At 73.1% G+C, this 15,799-nt stretch carries 13 protein-coding genes; 8 read left to right on the forward strand and 5 right to left on the reverse strand.

The features are described 5' to 3' along the window. Positions 1-85 precede the first annotated feature (85 nt). Genes ACIQVL_RS01830 through ACIQVL_RS01840 form a run of 3 tightly spaced genes read left to right on the forward strand, consistent with a single transcriptional unit; the run spans position 86 to position 4,856 of the window. Positions 86-1,126: an AAA family ATPase gene (locus ACIQVL_RS01830; RefSeq protein WP_403474001.1), complete on the forward strand. Its 1,041-nt coding sequence runs from the start codon at positions 86-88 to the stop codon at positions 1,124-1,126. After that, positions 1,126-2,475, forward strand: a complete 1,350-nt coding sequence (locus ACIQVL_RS01835; RefSeq protein ID WP_403431330.1) for a DUF58 domain-containing protein — start codon at positions 1,126-1,128, stop codon at positions 2,473-2,475. Before ACIQVL_RS01830 ends, ACIQVL_RS01835 begins: the two co-directional genes overlap by 1 nt. Further along, complete coding sequence (locus ACIQVL_RS01840; RefSeq protein ID WP_403474003.1) at positions 2,472-4,856, forward strand: DUF3488 and DUF4129 domain-containing transglutaminase family protein; 2,385 nt, start codon at positions 2,472-2,474, stop codon at positions 4,854-4,856. The genes ACIQVL_RS01835 and ACIQVL_RS01840 overlap by 4 nt, the downstream gene beginning before the upstream one ends. A 240-nt stretch (positions 4,857-5,096) precedes the next feature. On the opposite strand, the gene ACIQVL_RS01845 is transcribed toward ACIQVL_RS01840, so the two are convergent. From ACIQVL_RS01845 to ACIQVL_RS01855, 3 genes are all read right to left on the reverse strand, one after another. Further along, on the reverse strand, positions 5,097-5,483 hold the full coding sequence (locus tag ACIQVL_RS01845) for a DUF3040 domain-containing protein (protein ID WP_403431325.1): 387 nt from the start codon (positions 5,481-5,483) through the stop codon (positions 5,097-5,099). 278 nt (positions 5,484-5,761) lie between these two features. After that, positions 5,762-6,532 (reverse strand): methyltransferase, encoded by a 771-nt coding sequence (locus ACIQVL_RS01850; protein ID WP_403431322.1) that lies wholly within the window; start codon positions 6,530-6,532, stop codon positions 5,762-5,764. A gap of 148 nt (positions 6,533-6,680) precedes the next feature. Then, the gene (locus tag ACIQVL_RS01855; RefSeq protein ID WP_403474004.1) at positions 6,681-7,244 is read right to left on the reverse strand and encodes an SAV_6107 family HEPN domain-containing protein; all 564 of its coding nucleotides are present in this window, start codon (positions 7,242-7,244) and stop codon (positions 6,681-6,683) included. Positions 7,245-7,427: 183 nt separating this feature from the next. Here ACIQVL_RS01855 and ACIQVL_RS01860 point away from each other — a divergent pair, with 183 nt between their 5' ends. The 5 genes from ACIQVL_RS01860 (at position 7,428) to ACIQVL_RS01880 (ending at position 13,622) form a co-directional block, all read left to right on the forward strand. Further along, positions 7,428-8,306 carry an ATP-binding cassette domain-containing protein gene (locus ACIQVL_RS01860; RefSeq protein ID WP_403474005.1) on the forward strand — a complete coding sequence of 293 codons (879 nt, stop codon included), beginning with the start codon at positions 7,428-7,430 and terminating at the stop codon, positions 8,304-8,306. Then, positions 8,278-10,362 (forward strand): YhgE/Pip family protein, encoded by a 2,085-nt coding sequence (locus ACIQVL_RS01865; RefSeq protein WP_403474007.1) that lies wholly within the window; start codon positions 8,278-8,280, stop codon positions 10,360-10,362. The genes ACIQVL_RS01860 and ACIQVL_RS01865 overlap by 29 nt, the downstream gene beginning before the upstream one ends. A 62-nt stretch (positions 10,363-10,424) precedes the next feature. Next, entirely contained in the window at positions 10,425-11,051 is a 627-nt protein-coding gene (locus ACIQVL_RS01870) for a TetR/AcrR family transcriptional regulator (protein ID WP_403431311.1), read from the forward strand. Between the two features lie 394 nt (positions 11,052-11,445). Then, entirely contained in the window at positions 11,446-12,060 is a 615-nt protein-coding gene (locus ACIQVL_RS01875) for a DUF4126 domain-containing protein (RefSeq protein ID WP_403474009.1), read from the forward strand. A gap of 47 nt (positions 12,061-12,107) precedes the next feature. After that, entirely contained in the window at positions 12,108-13,622 is a 1,515-nt protein-coding gene (locus ACIQVL_RS01880; RefSeq protein ID WP_403474010.1) for a phytoene desaturase family protein, read from the forward strand. 42 nt (positions 13,623-13,664) lie between these two features. Here ACIQVL_RS01880 and ACIQVL_RS01885 read toward each other — a convergent pair whose 3' ends face one another. Both ACIQVL_RS01885 and metF read right to left on the reverse strand, forming a co-directional pair. Further along, complete coding sequence (locus ACIQVL_RS01885) at positions 13,665-14,678, reverse strand: hypothetical protein (protein ID WP_403431304.1); 1,014 nt, start codon at positions 14,676-14,678, stop codon at positions 13,665-13,667. 56 nt (positions 14,679-14,734) lie between these two features. Next, complete coding sequence (metF, locus tag ACIQVL_RS01890; protein ID WP_403431301.1) at positions 14,735-15,658, reverse strand: methylenetetrahydrofolate reductase [NAD(P)H]; 924 nt, start codon at positions 15,656-15,658, stop codon at positions 14,735-14,737. Between the last annotated feature and the right edge of the window lie 141 nt (positions 15,659-15,799).

Consider the following 15,799-nt stretch of genomic DNA (forward strand, 5'->3'; position numbering starts at 1 on the left):
TTCACGCGTGGTGTCCGTGATTCGGGGTGGGCCGGTTGTGCGAGACGACGCGCCGGCCGGGCAATGACGGGCCGAGGAGGGCCGGGTGACGACCTATGACGATCGAGCGAGCCTCACTGATCTGACCGCCACTGTGGAGCGCGTCCGCAGTTCGGTGGAGGGTGTGATCGAGGGCAAGCCCGAGGTCGTACGGCTTTCGCTGACCGTGCTGCTCGCCGAGGGGCATCTTCTGATCGAGGATGTCCCTGGCGTGGGCAAGACGATGCTGGCGAAGGCGTTGGCGCGGTCCATCGACTGCACGGTACGGCGCATCCAGTTCACGCCGGACCTGCTGCCGTCGGACATCACCGGCGTGTCCATCTGGGACCAGCAGCGCCGGGACTTCGAGTTCAAGCCGGGTGCCATCTTCGCGCAGATCGTGATCGGCGACGAGATCAACCGTGCCTCGCCCAAGACCCAGTCCGCGCTGCTGGAGTCGATGGAGGAGCGGCAGGTCACCATCGACGGGCAGACCTACGAACTGCCCAGCCCGTTCATGGTGGTGGCCACCCAGAACCCGGTCGAGATGGAGGGCACCTACCCGCTGCCCGAGGCCCAGCGCGACCGCTTCATGGCCCGCGTCTCGGTCGGCTACCCCAGCGTGGAGGCCGAGTTGCAGATGCTCGACATCCACGGCGGGGCGAACCCCCTGGAGGACCTCCAGCCGGTCGCGCACGCCCATGACGTCGTGAAGCTGATCGAGGCCGTGCGCGGGGTGCACGTCGCCGAGCCGGTCCGCAGGTACGCGGTGGACCTGGTGGCCGCCACCCGAACCCACCCCGACCTCAGACTCGGCGCCTCCCCGCGGGCGACGCTGCACCTGCTGCGCGCGGCGAAGGCGGCGGCGGCCCTGAGCGGCCGGGAGTACGCGCTGCCGGACGACGTGCAGGCGCTCGCCGTGGCCGTCCTGGCGCACCGGCTGCTGCCCACCGCCCAGGCCCAGCTCAACCGGCGCACCGCGGAGCAGGTCGTGCAGGAGATCCTGCAGTCCACCCCGGTGCCCGCGGCCCCCCAGCAGCAGACCGGCTTCGGTGGTCTGGGCCGGGGCGTGCCGGCGTATCCCCAGCAGCCCCCGCGGAGTCTGTGATGGGTGCCCCGGCGGAGGCCGACCGCGGGGAGACAGGCGGGATCCGCACGGCCCTGGCCGGGCTGACCACCCGCGGCCGCTCCTTCCTCGCGGCCGGCATCGCGGCGGTGATCTGCGCGTACATCCTCGGCCAGGCCGATCTGCGCCGGGTCGGGCTGCTGCTCGCCGTGCTGCCGCTGCTCTGCGCGGCCGTGCTGCACCGCACCCGCTACCGGGTGGCCGGCAGCCGCCGGCTCTCCCCCGCGCGGGTACCGGCCGGCAGCGAGGCCCGGGTGCACCTGAGGATGGACAACGTCTCGCGGCTGCCCACCGGCCTGCTGATGCTCCAGGACCGGGTGCCCTACGTGCTCGGCCCGCGCCCCCGCTTCGTCCTGGACCGGGTGGAGCCGGGCGGCCGCCGCGAGGTGTCCTACCGGGTCCGCTCGGACCTGCGCGGCCGCTACCCGCTGGGCCCGCTCCAGCTGCGCCTGACCGACCCGTTCGGCATGTGCGAACTGACCCGCTCCTTCTCGACGTTCGACACCCTGACCGTGATCCCGAAGGTCGAGCCGCTGCCACCGGTCCGGCTCAGCGGCGAGGCGAAGGGGTACGGCGACGGGCGGCAGCGTTCGCTGGCCCTGGCCGGTGAGGACGACGTGATCCCGCGCGGTTACCGGTACGGCGACGACCTGCGCCGGGTGCACTGGCGCTCCACCGCCCGCTACGGCGAGCTGATGGTGCGCCGCGAGGAGCAGCCGCAGCGCGCCCGCTGCACGGTCCTCCTCGACACCCGGGGCGGCGCCTACGAGGGCGCGGGTCCGGACTCGGCGTTCGAGTGGGCGGTCTCCGGTGCCGCCTCGGTCCTGGTCCACATGCTCGAACGCGGCTTCTCGGTCCGGCTGTTGACGGACACCGGCAGTTCGGTGCCCGGCGAGGGCGCCGACGGATTCGCGGGCACCGGACAGGAGTCGGCGGAGGCGGCCGGGCTGATGATGGACACCCTGGCGGTGATCGACCACTCGGACGGCACGGGCCTGTCCCGCGCCTACGACGTGCTGCGCAGTGGGAACGAGGGGCTGCTGGTGGCCTTCTTCGGCGACCTCGACGAGGAACAGGCGACGGTGGCCGCGAAGATGCGCCAGCGCAGCGGCGGTGCCCTGGCCTTCGTGCTGGACCCGGACACCTGGATCAGGGAGCCGGCCGACGTGCCCGCTCCCGGCGACGCGCACGAGGACCGGCTGCGGATGCTGCGCGAGGCCGGCTGGACGGCCGTCAGCGTGCCGCGCGGCGCCGGCGTGGCCGAGCTGTGGCGGCAGGCCGACCGGGAGCGCACCGGCCCGGCCGCGCTGAGCGGGGAGGCATGGCGATGAGCGGACGCGCCCGGCTCGCCCTCACCGCGGCGGCGGCGACGCTGATGGCGTCCTGCGCGCTGCTGCCGCTGGTCTCCCCGATGACCTGGCTGTTCCAGGCGGCGTTCCTGCTGGCGGTCCAGACGGGCGTGGGCGCGGCCGCCCGGCGGGTGCCGCTGGCCCGGCCGCTGACCGTGGCCGCGCAGGTCCTGGCCACGCTGCTGATGCTGACGTTGGTGTGCGCCCGGAGCCACGCGATCGCCGGGGTGATCCCCGGCCCGGACACCTTCCGGTACCTCGGCGACCTGCTCCAGCAGGGCTCGGACGACGTCAGCCGGTACGCGATACCCGCGCCGCTGACGCCCGGCATCCGGCTGATGGTGATCGGCGGGGTCCTGGTCGTCGGGCTGGTCGTGGACACCCTCGCGGTGACCTTCCGCAGCGCGGCCCCGGCCGGGCTGCCGCTGCTCGCGCTCTACTCGGTGGCGGCGGGGCTGTCCGACGGGCCGACCGACTGGCTGTGGTTCCTGGTGGCGGCGGCCGGCTACCTGATGCTGCTGCTCGCCGAGGGCCGGGACCGGCTATCGCAGTGGGGCCGGGTGTTCGGCGGGGCCGCGCGCACCCCGGGCGGCCAGGAGAGCGGCGCGGTGGCCCCGGTGCGCACCGGGCGCCGGATCGGTTTCGCCGTGCTGAGCGTCGCCCTGTTCGTGCCGTTCGTGATGCCCTCGATCCAGGGCGGCCTGCTGGACGGCGCCGGGACCGGTGTCGGCGTGGGCAACGGGAACGGCGGCACGATCTCCGCGGTCAACCCGCTGGTCTCGCTGCGGGACAGCCTCAACGTGGACGAGGACCGCCAGGTGCTGTCCGTGCGGACCACCAGCGACGACGTCTCCGACCTGTACCTGCGGATCGTGTCCCTGGACGACTTCGACGGCACCACCTGGAAGCCGGCCCAGCGGCACATCACCGGTGTGCCGGGCAGGTTCCCGACCCCGGCAGGACTGGGTGCCGACGTCAAGCGGACGACGGTGCAGTCGACGATCGCGGCCGCCGACTGGTACGCCCAGGACTGGCTGCCGATGCCGTACCCGCCGAGCGGGGTGAAGGTGGCCGGCACCTGGCGCTACGAGCCGGTCGGGATGACCCTCGTCGGCGACCACGGGCAGAACACGCGCGGTGAGACCTACCAGGTCACCAGCCTGGACGTGCAGCCGACGGCGGAGCAGCTGGCCGCGGCGCCGGATGCCTCGGCGGCGATGGAGAGGGAGTACACCAAGGTGCCCTCCTCGCTGCCGTCGGTGGTGGCGCAGACGGCGAAGGAGGTCACCGCGGGCTCGGCGAACCACTACGAGGAGGCGGTCAAGCTCCAGGACTATTTCGCGGTGACGGGCGGCTTCCAGTACGACACCCAGGTGGAGGTCGGCCGGGGCGAGGGCGCGATCGCGAACTTCCTGAAGCAGAAGCGCGGTTTCTGCGTGCACTTCTCCTTCGCGATGGCCGCGATGGCCCGGACGCTGGGCATCCCGGCCCGGGTCGCGGTGGGCTTCGCACCCGGCACCCCGCAGGCGGACGGCACGGTGTCGGTGGGCCTGAAGGACGCGCACGCCTGGCCGGAGCTGTACTTCGAGGGCGTGGGCTGGACCCGCTTCGAGCCGACCCCGACCCGGGGCACGACCCCGTCGTACACGGTGTCGCAGACGCCCGGCTCCTCGGTGCCGGACGAGACCCTGCCCTCCAAGGGCGCCTCGGCGGCGCCGTCGGCCTCGGCCTCGCAGAGCGAGAGCTGCACGCCGCAGCTGCGCAGGCAGGACGCCTGCGCCAGCGCGTCGGCGGTGGTCACGGTGCAGAGTGGCGACGGCGGCCCGCCGTGGTGGCAGCTGGCCCTGTGGGCGCTCGGCGGTCTCGCCGTCCTGGCGGTGCCGCTGTCGCCGATGCTGTACCGGCAGCGGGCGCGGGCGGTCCGGCTCGGGGCGCACGGCCGTACGCCGTCGGGCATGGCGGCGCACACGGTGGCGGTCTGGTTGGAACTGACCGACACCGCCTGGGACTTCGGCATCCTTCCGGACGAGTCGCAGACCCCGCGCAACGCGGCCGCCCGGATCGTCCGGCTCGGCCGTCTGGATCCGGCCGCCGCGGCCTCGGTGCACCGGGTGGCGGACGCGGTCGAACAGGTGCTGTACGCGCCACGGCCGCAACCGCCGGCGTGCCTCGCGGACGACGTCCGCCGGGTGACGGCCGCGTTCAACGGCACGGTCGGCGTCCCCACCCGCCTGCGGGCCCTGTTCGCTCCGCGGTCGAGCGTGCGCGCGGTGTGGGCGGCGTCGGCAGGGTGGTCCCGGCTGCGCGAGCGGGCGGCGGCCCTCCGGCCGACCCTGCGCAAGCCGTCGGAGCAGGAGGGCTGACGGGGGTGGCGTGGGGGGGACACGGCGGCTGCAGCGCCCCGTGAGGGGCGCTGGGGGTATCCCCGGCCGAAGGCTGGGGGAGGAACTACGCGACCAGCCCCCCACGCACCCGCAGCCGAGGGACGGCCCGCAGCGAAGTCTCGGGCTACGGCACCCGGCAACGCCTGAGGGGTGACCACCGACCGGCGGTCACCCCTCAGTCACACTCTGTTCGGCCTGTCGGCCCTTCCGGTGAAGCCGTCAGTGGCCCTGCTCGTCGCGGCGCCGCTGCCAGCGCTCCTCGATGCGGTCCATCATCGACCGCTTCGGCCGGCTCTGGCGCCGGGCCTGCGGGCCTGCGGGCTGCTCACCGGGTTTGGGGGCCTTGCGCCAGCCGGTGACGGCGAGGACCGCGCAGCCCAGCATGACGAGGAATCCCACCACGCTGACCCAGACCTGCTGGACGACCATTCCGGCGATGAGGAGCGCGATACCCACGAGGAAGCCGGCCACCGCCTGGTAGACCCGTCGCCGGGTGTACGTCCGCAGGCCGCTTCCCTCAAGCGCTGTCGCGAACTTGGGGTCTTCGGCGTACAGCGCTCGCTCCATCTGCTCAAGCATTCGCTGCTCGTGCTCCGAGAGCGGCACGGCGTCCTCCTCATCGTGCAGTCGCCGGGGCGACCCGGGGGGTCCCTTCAGGATAGGCAGGGAATCGCCCCCGTGAAACCCGCCCCTCTAGGCCAATTGGCCAACCGGAGCCCGCCATGGCAGTCCCGGCTCGCTGAGGCTTCCATTCCCCGGCAGCCGACCCGTCATGCCGGGCTGGTCTCCCTCGATCATACGGCGCAAACCCCTCGATCGGGGGGCCTGTGGCGTACTCCATCCGCTGTCGAGCCCCTGATCAGCGGGCGCGTCTCAGGAGAATCTCAGACCCCGGCGGCACCCGGTGTCTCGCCGAGCACGTGCAGCTGGGTGGCGACGGCGTGGAAGGCGGGGAGCTCGGCCGCGGCCGCCTCCAGCTTGAGCAGGGCGTCCAGCGCGCCCGGCTCGGTGTCCACCAGGACGCCGGGGACCAGGTCGGCGAAGACCCGCACGCCGTGCACGGCGGTGACGGCCAGGCCCGCGCCCTCGACCAGGCCGGTGAGCGTCTCGGCGGTGAAGCGGCGCGGCATCGGGTCGCCGCTGCCCCAGCGCCCGTCGGGGTCCTCCAGGGCCTGCTTGGCCTCCGTGAAGTGGCCGGCGAGGGCGCGGGCGACCACCGCTCCGCCGAGCCCGGCGGCGAGCAGGCTGAGGACGCCCTCGGAGCGCAGCGCGGCCACCGTGTTGCGCACGCCCTCGGCCGGGTCGTCGACGTGCTCCAGCACGCCGTGGCAGAGGACCACGTCGTGGGCGCCGCGCTCGACCACGTCGAACAGGCCGAGGACGTCGCCCTGGACGCCCTTGACCCGGTCGGCCACGCCGGCCTCGGCGGCCCGGCGCTCCAGCGCGAACAGCGCGTTCGGGCTGGGGTCGACGACGGTGACGCGGTGGCCGAGGCGGGCCAGGGGGACGGCGAAGTTGCCGCTGCCGCCGCCGGTGTCCAGGACGTCCAGCGCGTCCCGGCCGGTGGCCTTGATCCGGCGGTCGAGGGCGTCCTGAAGAACCTCCCAGACCACGGCGGTACGGAGAGAGGCGCGGGGTCGAGTGGGGTCCGGCACGGCAGTTGACTCCTCGGCGCGGCACCGCCTCTTCCCCGGCGGCGCGAACTCGGTGCCTCCCCGGGCCCGGGGTGCGGGAGGCGGGAAGGCTTCAGGCGCTCTCCACCCTATTGCCTCCGCCGCCCGTTGCCTCCGTCGCCTTGCCTGGTCACCCTGCGTCGGGCAGCTCCCTTCCCGGGTCGCCGGCCGGCCGCTCCCCGTCCTGCAGTCGCTGCTGCGGCAGCACCGGCTGGAGGACGAGCATCCGCTCGACGATACGGACGAACATCGCGACGTCCCGTATCAGGTCGTCGGCGTCCCGGCGGCCGGCCGCGCCCTGGATGCCGGCCTCGGCGCGGGCCCGGCGGGCGGCGCCGGAGGCGAACAGGGCGCTCCACTCGGTGAGCTCGGGCGCGACCTCGGGAAGCACTTCCCAGGCGCTGCGGATCCGGGCCCGGCGCCGGGGCGAGGTCTCGGGGCGGGCGCGGGCGGCGAGCACGGCGGCGGCGGTGCGCAGGGCGGCCAGGTGGGCGGTGGCGTAGCGCTCGTTGGGGGTGTCGAGCAGTTCGGCCTCGTCGAGTGCTGCGCGGGCCTGGGTGAGCAGGTCGAGGGCGGCGGGCGGGGCCGTGGCCCGGCGGAGCACGGGGTGCACGTCGCTCGCCGGGCCGGTCAGTGAGGGGGCAGGGCCGGTGGCGCGGCGCCGGTGGGCGGCGGACGCTGACGAGTTGGCCATGACGAACCTCCTGTCGTCTGAGTGACGGCGCCCTCACACGGGGTGCCGTATGTGCCCATCGTGGGGTATGGCACTGACAATCCGTTCTGACCTGGGGTTTTGCTTCGATCGTAGGTTCGGAGTAGTTTTTGCACTGACCAGTCAGTTCAAAAAGTGCTTCCTACGAGAGGCAGGGGGGAACCTGTGCACGGCGTACCTGTCAGGGCCGAGCACCTCGGGCTCAAGGGCCCGCGGGGCTGGGCGTTCCGGGGGATCTCCCTGGACGCCGGGCCCGGCGCGCTGATCGCGGTGGAGGGGCCGTCCGGCTCCGGCCGCACCTGTCTGCTGCTCGCGCTCTCCGGCCGGATGAAGGCCACCGAGGGCACCGCGGCCGTCGGCGCGGCCCGGCTGCCCAAGCAGCTCGCGGCGGCCCGGCGGATCAGTGCGGTGGCCAACGTGGCCGGGGTGACCGACCTCGAACCCGCCCTGACCGTCGGCGAACACCTGCGCGAACGGGCGCTGCTGCAGCGCCGGTTCGGCGACTCCCTGCGTGATCTGGTCCGGCCCCGGGCCGAGCGCAGGGCACGGGCCCGGCAGCGGATCGACGACGCCCTGACCGCCGTCGGGCTCGACCTGGAGTCGCTGCCGAAGGGCGCCCGGACCGCCGTACGGGATCTGGAGCGGATCGAGGCGCTGCGGCTGTCCGTGGCGCTGGCGCTGGTCGGGAAGCCGCGGCTGCTGGCCGTGGACGACGCGGACCTGAAGCTGTCGGAGTCCGAACGGGCCGAGGTGCGGGCGCTGTTGGCGTCGATCGCCGAGGCCGGGACGACGGTGGTGGCGGTGTGCGGAGAGGCGCTGCCGGGGGCCGTCGTCATCCGGACCGGAAACACCGCAGACACCGCAACCGCCGGAAGCACCGGAAGCACCGGAAGCACCGGAAGCACCGGAAGCACCGGAAGCACCGGAAGCACCGGAAGCACCGAGGCAGCCGGTACCGCAGAGGCGGCGGAGGCAGCGCAGGCAGCGAAGACATCGGAAGACAAGGAGGCCGGCGATGCGCTCGCCGCGACTGGCCGCGCTTGAGCTCAGGCGCTTCGGACGGGGTCGGCTGCCGCGCGCGGCCCTGGTGGCCCTGCTGGTGCTGCCGCTGCTGTACGGCGCGCTGTACCTGTGGTCGTTCTGGGATCCCTACGGCCGCCTCGACCGCGTCCCCGTGGCGCTCGTCAACGACGACAAGGGCGCGTCCGCGAGCGGGAAGCGGGTCACCGCGGGCGACGACATCGTGGCCGGGCTCAGGGACAGCAAGAGCTTCGACTGGCACGAGGTGAGCGCCGCCGAGGCCCGCCGGGGCGTCGAGAACGGCACGTACTACCTGTCGCTGACCGTGCCCGCCGACTTCAGCACGCGCATCGCCTCCAGCGCGGGCGACTCGCCGGAGACCGGCGCGCTCCAGGTGCGGACGAACGACGCGAACAACTACATCGTCGGGCAGATCTCCCGCACGGTCTTCAACGAGGTGCGCTCGGCCGCGTCCACCAAGGCGTCCCGCTCCTTCCTGGACCGGATCTTCGTGTCGTTCGCCGACATCCACGGGCAGACCGTGCAGGCCGCCGAGGGCGCCGACACCCTGGCCGGCGGCATCGGGAAGGCCGAGAAGGGGTCGAAGGACCTCGCGGACGGCCTGGCGGACGCCAAGACCGGCAGCGGGAAGCTCGCCAAGGGGATCAGGAAGCTGGACGCGGGCGCGGGCACCCTGGCGGACGGCTCGCGGCAGGTCGCCGACGGCACCCAGGCGCTGGCGGACCAGGTCGACGGGGTGTACGGCAAGGTCGGCCCGTACCTGGCGAAGAACGAGAAGACCATCGGTGACACCGCCCGGCTGGTCGCCGACTCGGCACAGACCGTCCGCGACAACCTGGGCCTCCTGGTGAAGACCGCTCCGGCCGCCGCGAAGACCGCCCACGCGGCCGCCGGCACCCTGGACCAGGTCTACGCGGCGCGCTGCTCGGCGGACCTGCTCGCCGACCCGGTCTGCCCCGACCTGAAGAAGGCCAGGGACGCGGCCGACGACGTGGCCGCCGTCGCCGACGACCTGAACACGCTGGTCGCCGACCAGAACGGCGACCTGAAGACGCTCGACAGGAACCTCGGCACGCTCCAGAGCCAGGCGCAGGCCCTCGCCGACCGCGCCCCGCACCTCTCCGAGGACGTCGCCGACGCCGTCAAGAAGATCGACAGGCTGAACGACGGCGCGGCCCGGGTGGCCACGGGCGCCGCGAAGCTGCACACCGGACTCGGCGCGTCCTCCGCCGGCGCCACCGGTCTCGACAGCGGACTCGGCAAGCTGAAGTCCGGCGCCTACGACCTCAACGGCGGGATGTACCGGCTCGCCGACGGGTCCGACACGCTCGCCGGCGGCCTGCACGACGGCGCGGCGAAGATCCCCGACTACGACAAGCAGGACCGGGACGAGCGCACCGGGGTGATGTCCGACCCGGTCCAGCTCGCCTCGCACGACCTGCACAAGGCGCCCAACTACGGCACCGGGTTCGCCCCGTACTTCATCCCGCTCTCGCTGTGGGTGGGCGCGATGGTGGCGTACATGCTGATCCAGCCGCTCAACCGGCGCGCTCTGGCGGCCGGTTCGGCGGCCTGGCGGATCGCGCTGGCGGGCTGGCTGCCGGTGGTCGCGGTCGGGGTGCTGCAGACGGCCGCGCTGATGGCCGTCCTGCACTGGGCGATCGGCCTGGAGATGGTCCGCGCGGCCGGGACGGTCGGGTTCCTGTTCCTGGTGGCGGCCTGCTTCGCGGCGATCGTGCAGTGGCTGAACGCGCGCTTCGGGGCGGCGGGACGGATCCTGGTCCTCGCCCTGCTGATGCTCCAGCTGACGTCGGCGGGCGGCACGTATCCCGTGCAGACCAGCCCCGGCTTCTTCAACGCGCTCCACCCGTTCCTGCCGATGAGCTACGTCGTGTCGGCGCTGCGCCGGCTGATCACGGGCGGCGGCCTCGGACCGGTGTGGCAGGCCTGTGCCGTCCTGGTGGCGTTCACGGCGGGTGCCCTGGCGCTCACCGCCCTCTCGGCCCGGCGCCGCCAGGTGTGGACGCTGGACCGGCTGCATCCCGAGCTGAGTCTGTGAGGACCTCCATGACCTCGTCCTCCGTGCCCGCGGGGGCCGCTGTTCCTGTGAGAATCAGGACCATGGAAAGCAGCAGCACCACGGGCGGCAGCACACGCCGTGAGGCCACCCGGCAGAAGCTCTACGAGGCCGCCGTCACGCTCATCGCCGAACAGGGCTTCTCGGCCACCACGGTGGACGAGATCGCCGAACGGGCGGGCGTCGCGAAGGGCACGGTCTACTACAACTTCGCGAGCAAGTCGGTCCTCTTCGAGGAGCTGCTGCGGCACGGCGTGGGCCTGCTCACCGCCTCCCTCAAGGACGCCGCCGAGCAGACCGCGCGGGAGGGCGGCAGCCGGGTCGACGCCCTGGACGCGATGGTCCGCGCGGGCCTGGTCTTCATCGACCGCTACCCGGCCTTCACACAGCTCTACGTGGCGGAGCTGTGGCGCACCAACCGGGCCTGGCAGTCGACACTGATGGTGGTCAGGCAGCAGGCCGTCGCGGTCGTCGAGGGGGTGCTGCGCGAGGGTGTGGAGAACGGCGAGTTCAGCGAGGAGATCGACGTCCAGCTGACGGCTGCCGCGCTGGTCGGGATGGTGCTGGTGGCGGCCCTGGACTGGAAGTCCTTCCAGCCGGAGCGGTCTCTGGACGACGTCCACGCCGCACTGTCCCGGCTGCTCCAGGGGCGGGTGAGCGGCAGGGGCTGAGCGCCCTTCCGGAACCGGCACGCGCGCGTGGGCGTGGGCGTGCGAAAGCGCCGGCCGCCGGCGGCCGCGTCTCCCGCGGGCCGCCGTCGGACCGGCGCCTTCCGTGCACCCCCGTGCTCCCCCGGTTTCCCGCTGTTCCCCCGGGTCCCCGCTCCCCCGTGTCTCGCTTCCGCCGACGCGAATCGGCGGAAGGAGCGGTCAAGGGCGAAGGTGCCGTTCCGCCGCCCCGTGTCGGCGGTGCCGGACCCGCGCCCCTTTCCGTGCCTCCACTCTCTCGTTCCCGCAGGTCGCGGCCCATCCGTGCGGGTACTCAACTCGTTCGCTGGGTACCCGTACTCAGATCTGCGCACCGGCGCCCAGGACGCGCGGCCCCGGACTGGTTACGATCGCGTCCGTGTCGGTACTCCCCTTGGTCTTCACCAGCGGCTGGGCCAGCGGAATCAACGCCTACGCGGTGGTGCTGCTGCTCGGTCTCTTCGGCGCGACGGGCCTGAGCGACGACGTCCCCCAGACGCTGCAGCGCCCCGAGGTGCTGATCGTCGCGGGCGTGCTGTTCCTGTGCGAGGCGGTCGCCGACAAGATCCCGTACGTCGACTCGGTGTGGGACTCCGTGCACACGGTGATCCGGCCCGTGGCGGGCGCCTGGGTCGGGGCGCTGCTCGCCGGGCAGAGCGGCTCGCTGAACGACGTGGTGGCCGGGCTGGTCGGCGGTTCCACGGCGCTGGCCAGCCACACCGTGAAGGCCGGGACCCGGATGGCGGTGAACACCTCGCCGGAGCCGTTCAGCAACATCGTGCTGAGCTTCGCCGAGGATCTCGGGGTCGCCGGGATCGTGTCGTTCGCGATGTTCCACCCGGTGGCCGCGGCGGTCGTCGCGGCGGTGCTGCTGGCGACCGGCCTGATCGTGCTGGTGTTCCTGATCTCCCGGATCCGGCGGTTCTGGCGCCGCCGGGCCCAGCGCCGGGAGGAACGGCGGCTGGCCGCGCACCTGCCCCCGCCACCGGGCTGACGGCCCGCCTGACCGCACTGTCGGTGGCGGTCGATAAAGTCGCCGCCATGGGACGGATTGCGGTGATCGGCGCCGGGATGGGCGCCATGGCGGCGGCCGCCCGGCTGGCCGTCGCGGGCCACCGGGTGACGGTGTACGAGCGTACGGAGACGTACGGCGGCGGGGTGCGCCGGTTCGAGCGCGACGGGTTCGCCTTCGACACCGGGCCGGGGCTGCTGACGCTGCCCGCCGTGTACCGCGACCTGTTCGTCAAGACCGGCAAGGAGCCGCTGGAGGACTGTGTCGAGCTGGTCCAGGTGGACCCGTCGGCGCGGCACGTCTTCGCGGACGGCACGGAGGTGTCGCTGCCGAACGCCTCCCGCGCGGGTGTCGTCGCCGCCCTGGACGAGGCCCTCGGGGCGGGTGCCGGGCAGCGCTGGGGCGACTTCCTGGTGCGGGCCCGGGAGGCCTGGGACCGCACCCGGCGCCCGCTCCTGGAGGAGCCGCTGTGGCCGAACTGGCGGGTGCTGGCCGAGCGCGAGCCGTACCCGTCGGTCCCCCACAAGAAGCTGCTGCGCACGCGCCGGGCGGACACCCTCTACGAGATCGGCGCCTGGGAGCTGCGCGACGAGCGGCTGGCCGCGCTCCTGAACAGCCACGCGCTCGCGTACGGTCTCAACCCCCGTGACACGCCGGCGAGTGCGGCCGTGCTGCCCTACCTGGAGCACGCCTTCGGCACCTGGTACGTGCGCGGTGGCATGCGGGAGCTGGCGCGCGCGGTGTACGAGCGGTGTGTGCGCAGGAGAGTCGAGTTCGTGTTCGGCGCCGAGGTCGTGGCGGTGCTGGCGAAGGACGGCCGGGCGGTGGGGGTGGAGCTCGCCGACGGCCGTGTGGCCGACGCGGACCAGGTGGTGGCCGGAGTGGATCCGGTGCGGCTCGACACCCTCACCCGGCCCATGGGCAACCGGCTCGACGCCGAAGGTGATGTCGCGGCCCGCCTGACGGCGCCTCGCCCGGTCCGCCTCACCGTGCTGCTCGCGCTCCGGGGCGGGCCGGAGGCCGGTGCCGCGCACCGCACGGTCGTGCACGCTCCGGACGACGAGACCGAACTGGACCTGCTGGCCTCGCCCGGCGGCGACCGGCCGGTGCGCCCCACCGTGACGGTGCTGCGCCCCGCCGACCCGGCGCTGGGACCGGACGACGAGCACGAGTCCGTGGTGCTGTCGGCGGTGCTGTCGGCCGACGCCGGCTGGGAGCAGGAGAGCACGGGCCGGATCTGCACGGACTTCCTCCTCAATGCCGCCGAGGCGGCCGTGCCCGGGCTGCGGGAGCGGCTGCTCTGGCACGAGACGCGGCTGCCGGAACAGGCTACGGACGCCACGGGGTTCGGGGGGATCTCCGCTCCCGCCCTGGCCGCGGGCGGGGGCCGCTTCCTGCACCCGGCCAACACCACCCGGGTGCCGGGCCTGTACCGGGTGGGCGACTGGTCCCACCCCGGTGGCGGGCTTCCGCACGCGGGCATGTCGGGGGCGCTGGTGGCCGGGCTGATCGTGGAGGGGCCGGAGTTCCGCGGCTCGCAGTGAGACGCGGTCCGCCAGGACGGTTCGGAACGCCGCGAGGACGGTTCAGAAACGGTACTGCTCGTCGTACCCGTTGCCCTGGTGGCCCTGCTGCTGCCCCTGCCCGTCGGCCTGGCCCTGGTAGGGGTACTGCTGCTCCTGCGGGAGTTCGCCACCGTAGGTCTCGTCGGCGCGCTGCTGCGGGACCCAGACGCCGCCCGCCGGGGTCTCGCCGTAGCCGCCGGTGCCGTTGCCGTACTGGCCCTGGGCGTAGCCCTGCTGGTCGTACTGCTGGGTGCCGTACGACTGGTCGTACCCGCCGCCGTAGGTCTGGTTGCCGATGTACGGGTCGGAGTAGTTGGCGTACTGCTGCTGGCCGCCGCTCGTGTCGTAGCCGTACTGCTGCTGGCCGTACCCGGAGTAGTCGTAGGCGTAGTTCTGGTCGGTGCCCTGGGCGGCGTACGCCTGGTCCTGGCCGGCGGTCGCGTAGGCGGCCTGCTGGTCGCCGGTGGCGGCGTAGCCGGAGTCGCGGTAGACGCCGTAGGAGCCGGTGTCCTCGGGCATCGGCTGCGGTTCGTACACCGCGGTGCTCTCGGCCGCGCCGGGCTCCATGGTGCGGGCCGCCGGGGTGAAGACGTCGTCGCGGTCGTACTCGTCGCCGCCGTAGGACGAGGCGCCGCCGTCGGCCGTGGCGTAGCCGCCCTGCTGCTCGGCGTAGGAGGAGTCGGCCGCGTCCGGGCCGGTGGCCTCCGGCCCCGGGTCCTCGCCCTCGTCGGGCTCGCCGCGGCGGCGCTTGGTCAGGCGGCCGCCGTCACCCTCCGCACCGGGGCGCTTGACCGCCCAGCCGGCCTCGAAGCCGCGGCGGAAGGACAGCGTGACGTAGGTCTGGCCGACCGCGAAGGCGATCGCGCCCACGCCGATCACGATGACCGACGGGATCAGGACACCGAAGACGACGCCGACGAAGCCGACGAAGGCGAGCAGCCGCCAGCGCAGCCGCGCCTTGTACTGCAGCAGTACCTCGCCCAGCAGCCACAGCGCGACGATGCCGAACGCTACGTAGAGGACCGTCCAGCCCATGTACGCCCCTCTCCCTGTAACCGCTACGCAGTGTGTCGTACTCCGGTGCGGCCGGTCTAGGCCCGCGGAGGATGGTGCAGGCCCAGGTTCTCGTAGATTTCCAGCGTCGCCGTGGAGTTGTTGAGCGTGATGAAGTGCAGTCCTGGCACTCCCTCGGCGAGCAGCCGCGCGCAGAACTCCGTGGCGTGTTCGATGCCAATGGAGCGTACCGCCGCCGGATCGTCTTTCGCTGTGAGGATCCGCTCTTTCAGGGCGTCCGGGAAGGCCGCGTTGCTGAGTTTGGGCAGCCGTTCCAGCATCTTCACACTGGTGACGGGCAGGATTTCCGGAATCACCGGGGTCTCGCAGCCGGCCGCGACGACCCGGTCGCGAAGGCGAAGGTACGACTCGGGCTGGAAGAACATCTGCGTGATGGCGTAGTCGGCGCCCGCGCGGCACTTGTCGACGAAGTGCCGGACGTCGGTGTCCCAGTCGCTGGAGCGCGGGTGCATCTCCGGGAAGGCGGCGACGCCCACGCAGAAGTCGCCGGACTCCTTGATGAGACGGACGAGTTCGGCCGCGTAGGTCAGGCCCTGCGGGTGCGCCACCCACTCGCCCATCGGGTCGCCGGGCGGGTCGCCGCGCACGGCGAGCATGTTACGGATCCCGGCGTCCGCGTACTGGCCGATGATGTTGCGCAGCTCGGCCAGCGAGTGGTCGACCGCGGTGAGGTGGGCGACCGGGGTGAGCGTGGTGTCCGCGACGATCTGCTGGGTCTCCCGGACGGTGCCCGCGCGGGTGGAACCGCCGGCGCCGTAGGTCACCGAGACGAAGTCGGGGGCGACCGCCTCGACCCGCCGGAGAGCGCTCCACAGGTTCCGCTCACCCTTGGGGGTCTTCGGCGCCGAGAACTCGAACGAGTACGTGGTCTTGCCGCCGGCGAGCATGTCGCGCACGGTGCGTGCGCGGTCAGTCCTGGTGGATGCGGTTCCGAGGGCCATACCCGCAGGTTAGTCAGGGGCGGCCGGTCACCCAACCGCACTCGGGACATTTGCCCGGATTGTCGAACTCTTGCGGAGCCTGTGTCCGGATACTGGACAAGTTTCCGGACAGCCGGGCCCCGTCACTGCCGCTGCCACCGC

This window comes from Streptomyces sp. NPDC090499, from assembly GCF_044769305.1.
Taxonomy (GTDB): Bacteria; Actinomycetota; Actinomycetes; order Streptomycetales; family Streptomycetaceae; genus Streptomyces.

Bases quoted from the DNA above. Each gene is read 5' to 3' on its own strand.
- ACIQVL_RS01835 (WP_403431330.1), top strand. From the start codon at position 1,126: ATGGGTGCCCCGGCGGAGGCCGACCGCGGGGAGACAGGCGGGATCCGC.
- ACIQVL_RS01870 (WP_403431311.1), top strand. From the start codon at position 10,425: ATGGAAAGCAGCAGCACCACGGGCGGCAGCACACGCCGTGAGGCCACC.
- ACIQVL_RS01880 (WP_403474010.1), top strand. From the start codon at position 12,108: ATGGGACGGATTGCGGTGATCGGCGCCGGGATGGGCGCCATGGCGGCG.
- ACIQVL_RS01885 (WP_403431304.1), bottom strand. From the start codon at position 14,678: ATGGGCTGGACGGTCCTCTACGTAGCGTTCGGCATCGTCGCGCTGTGG.
- ACIQVL_RS01855 (WP_403474004.1), bottom strand. From the start codon at position 7,244: ATGGCCAACTCGTCAGCGTCCGCCGCCCACCGGCGCCGCGCCACCGGC.
- ACIQVL_RS01865 (WP_403474007.1), top strand. From the start codon at position 8,278: ATGCGCTCGCCGCGACTGGCCGCGCTTGAGCTCAGGCGCTTCGGACGG.
- ACIQVL_RS01840 (WP_403474003.1), top strand. From the start codon at position 2,472: ATGAGCGGACGCGCCCGGCTCGCCCTCACCGCGGCGGCGGCGACGCTG.
- metF (WP_403431301.1), bottom strand. From the start codon at position 15,658: ATGGCCCTCGGAACCGCATCCACCAGGACTGACCGCGCACGCACCGTG.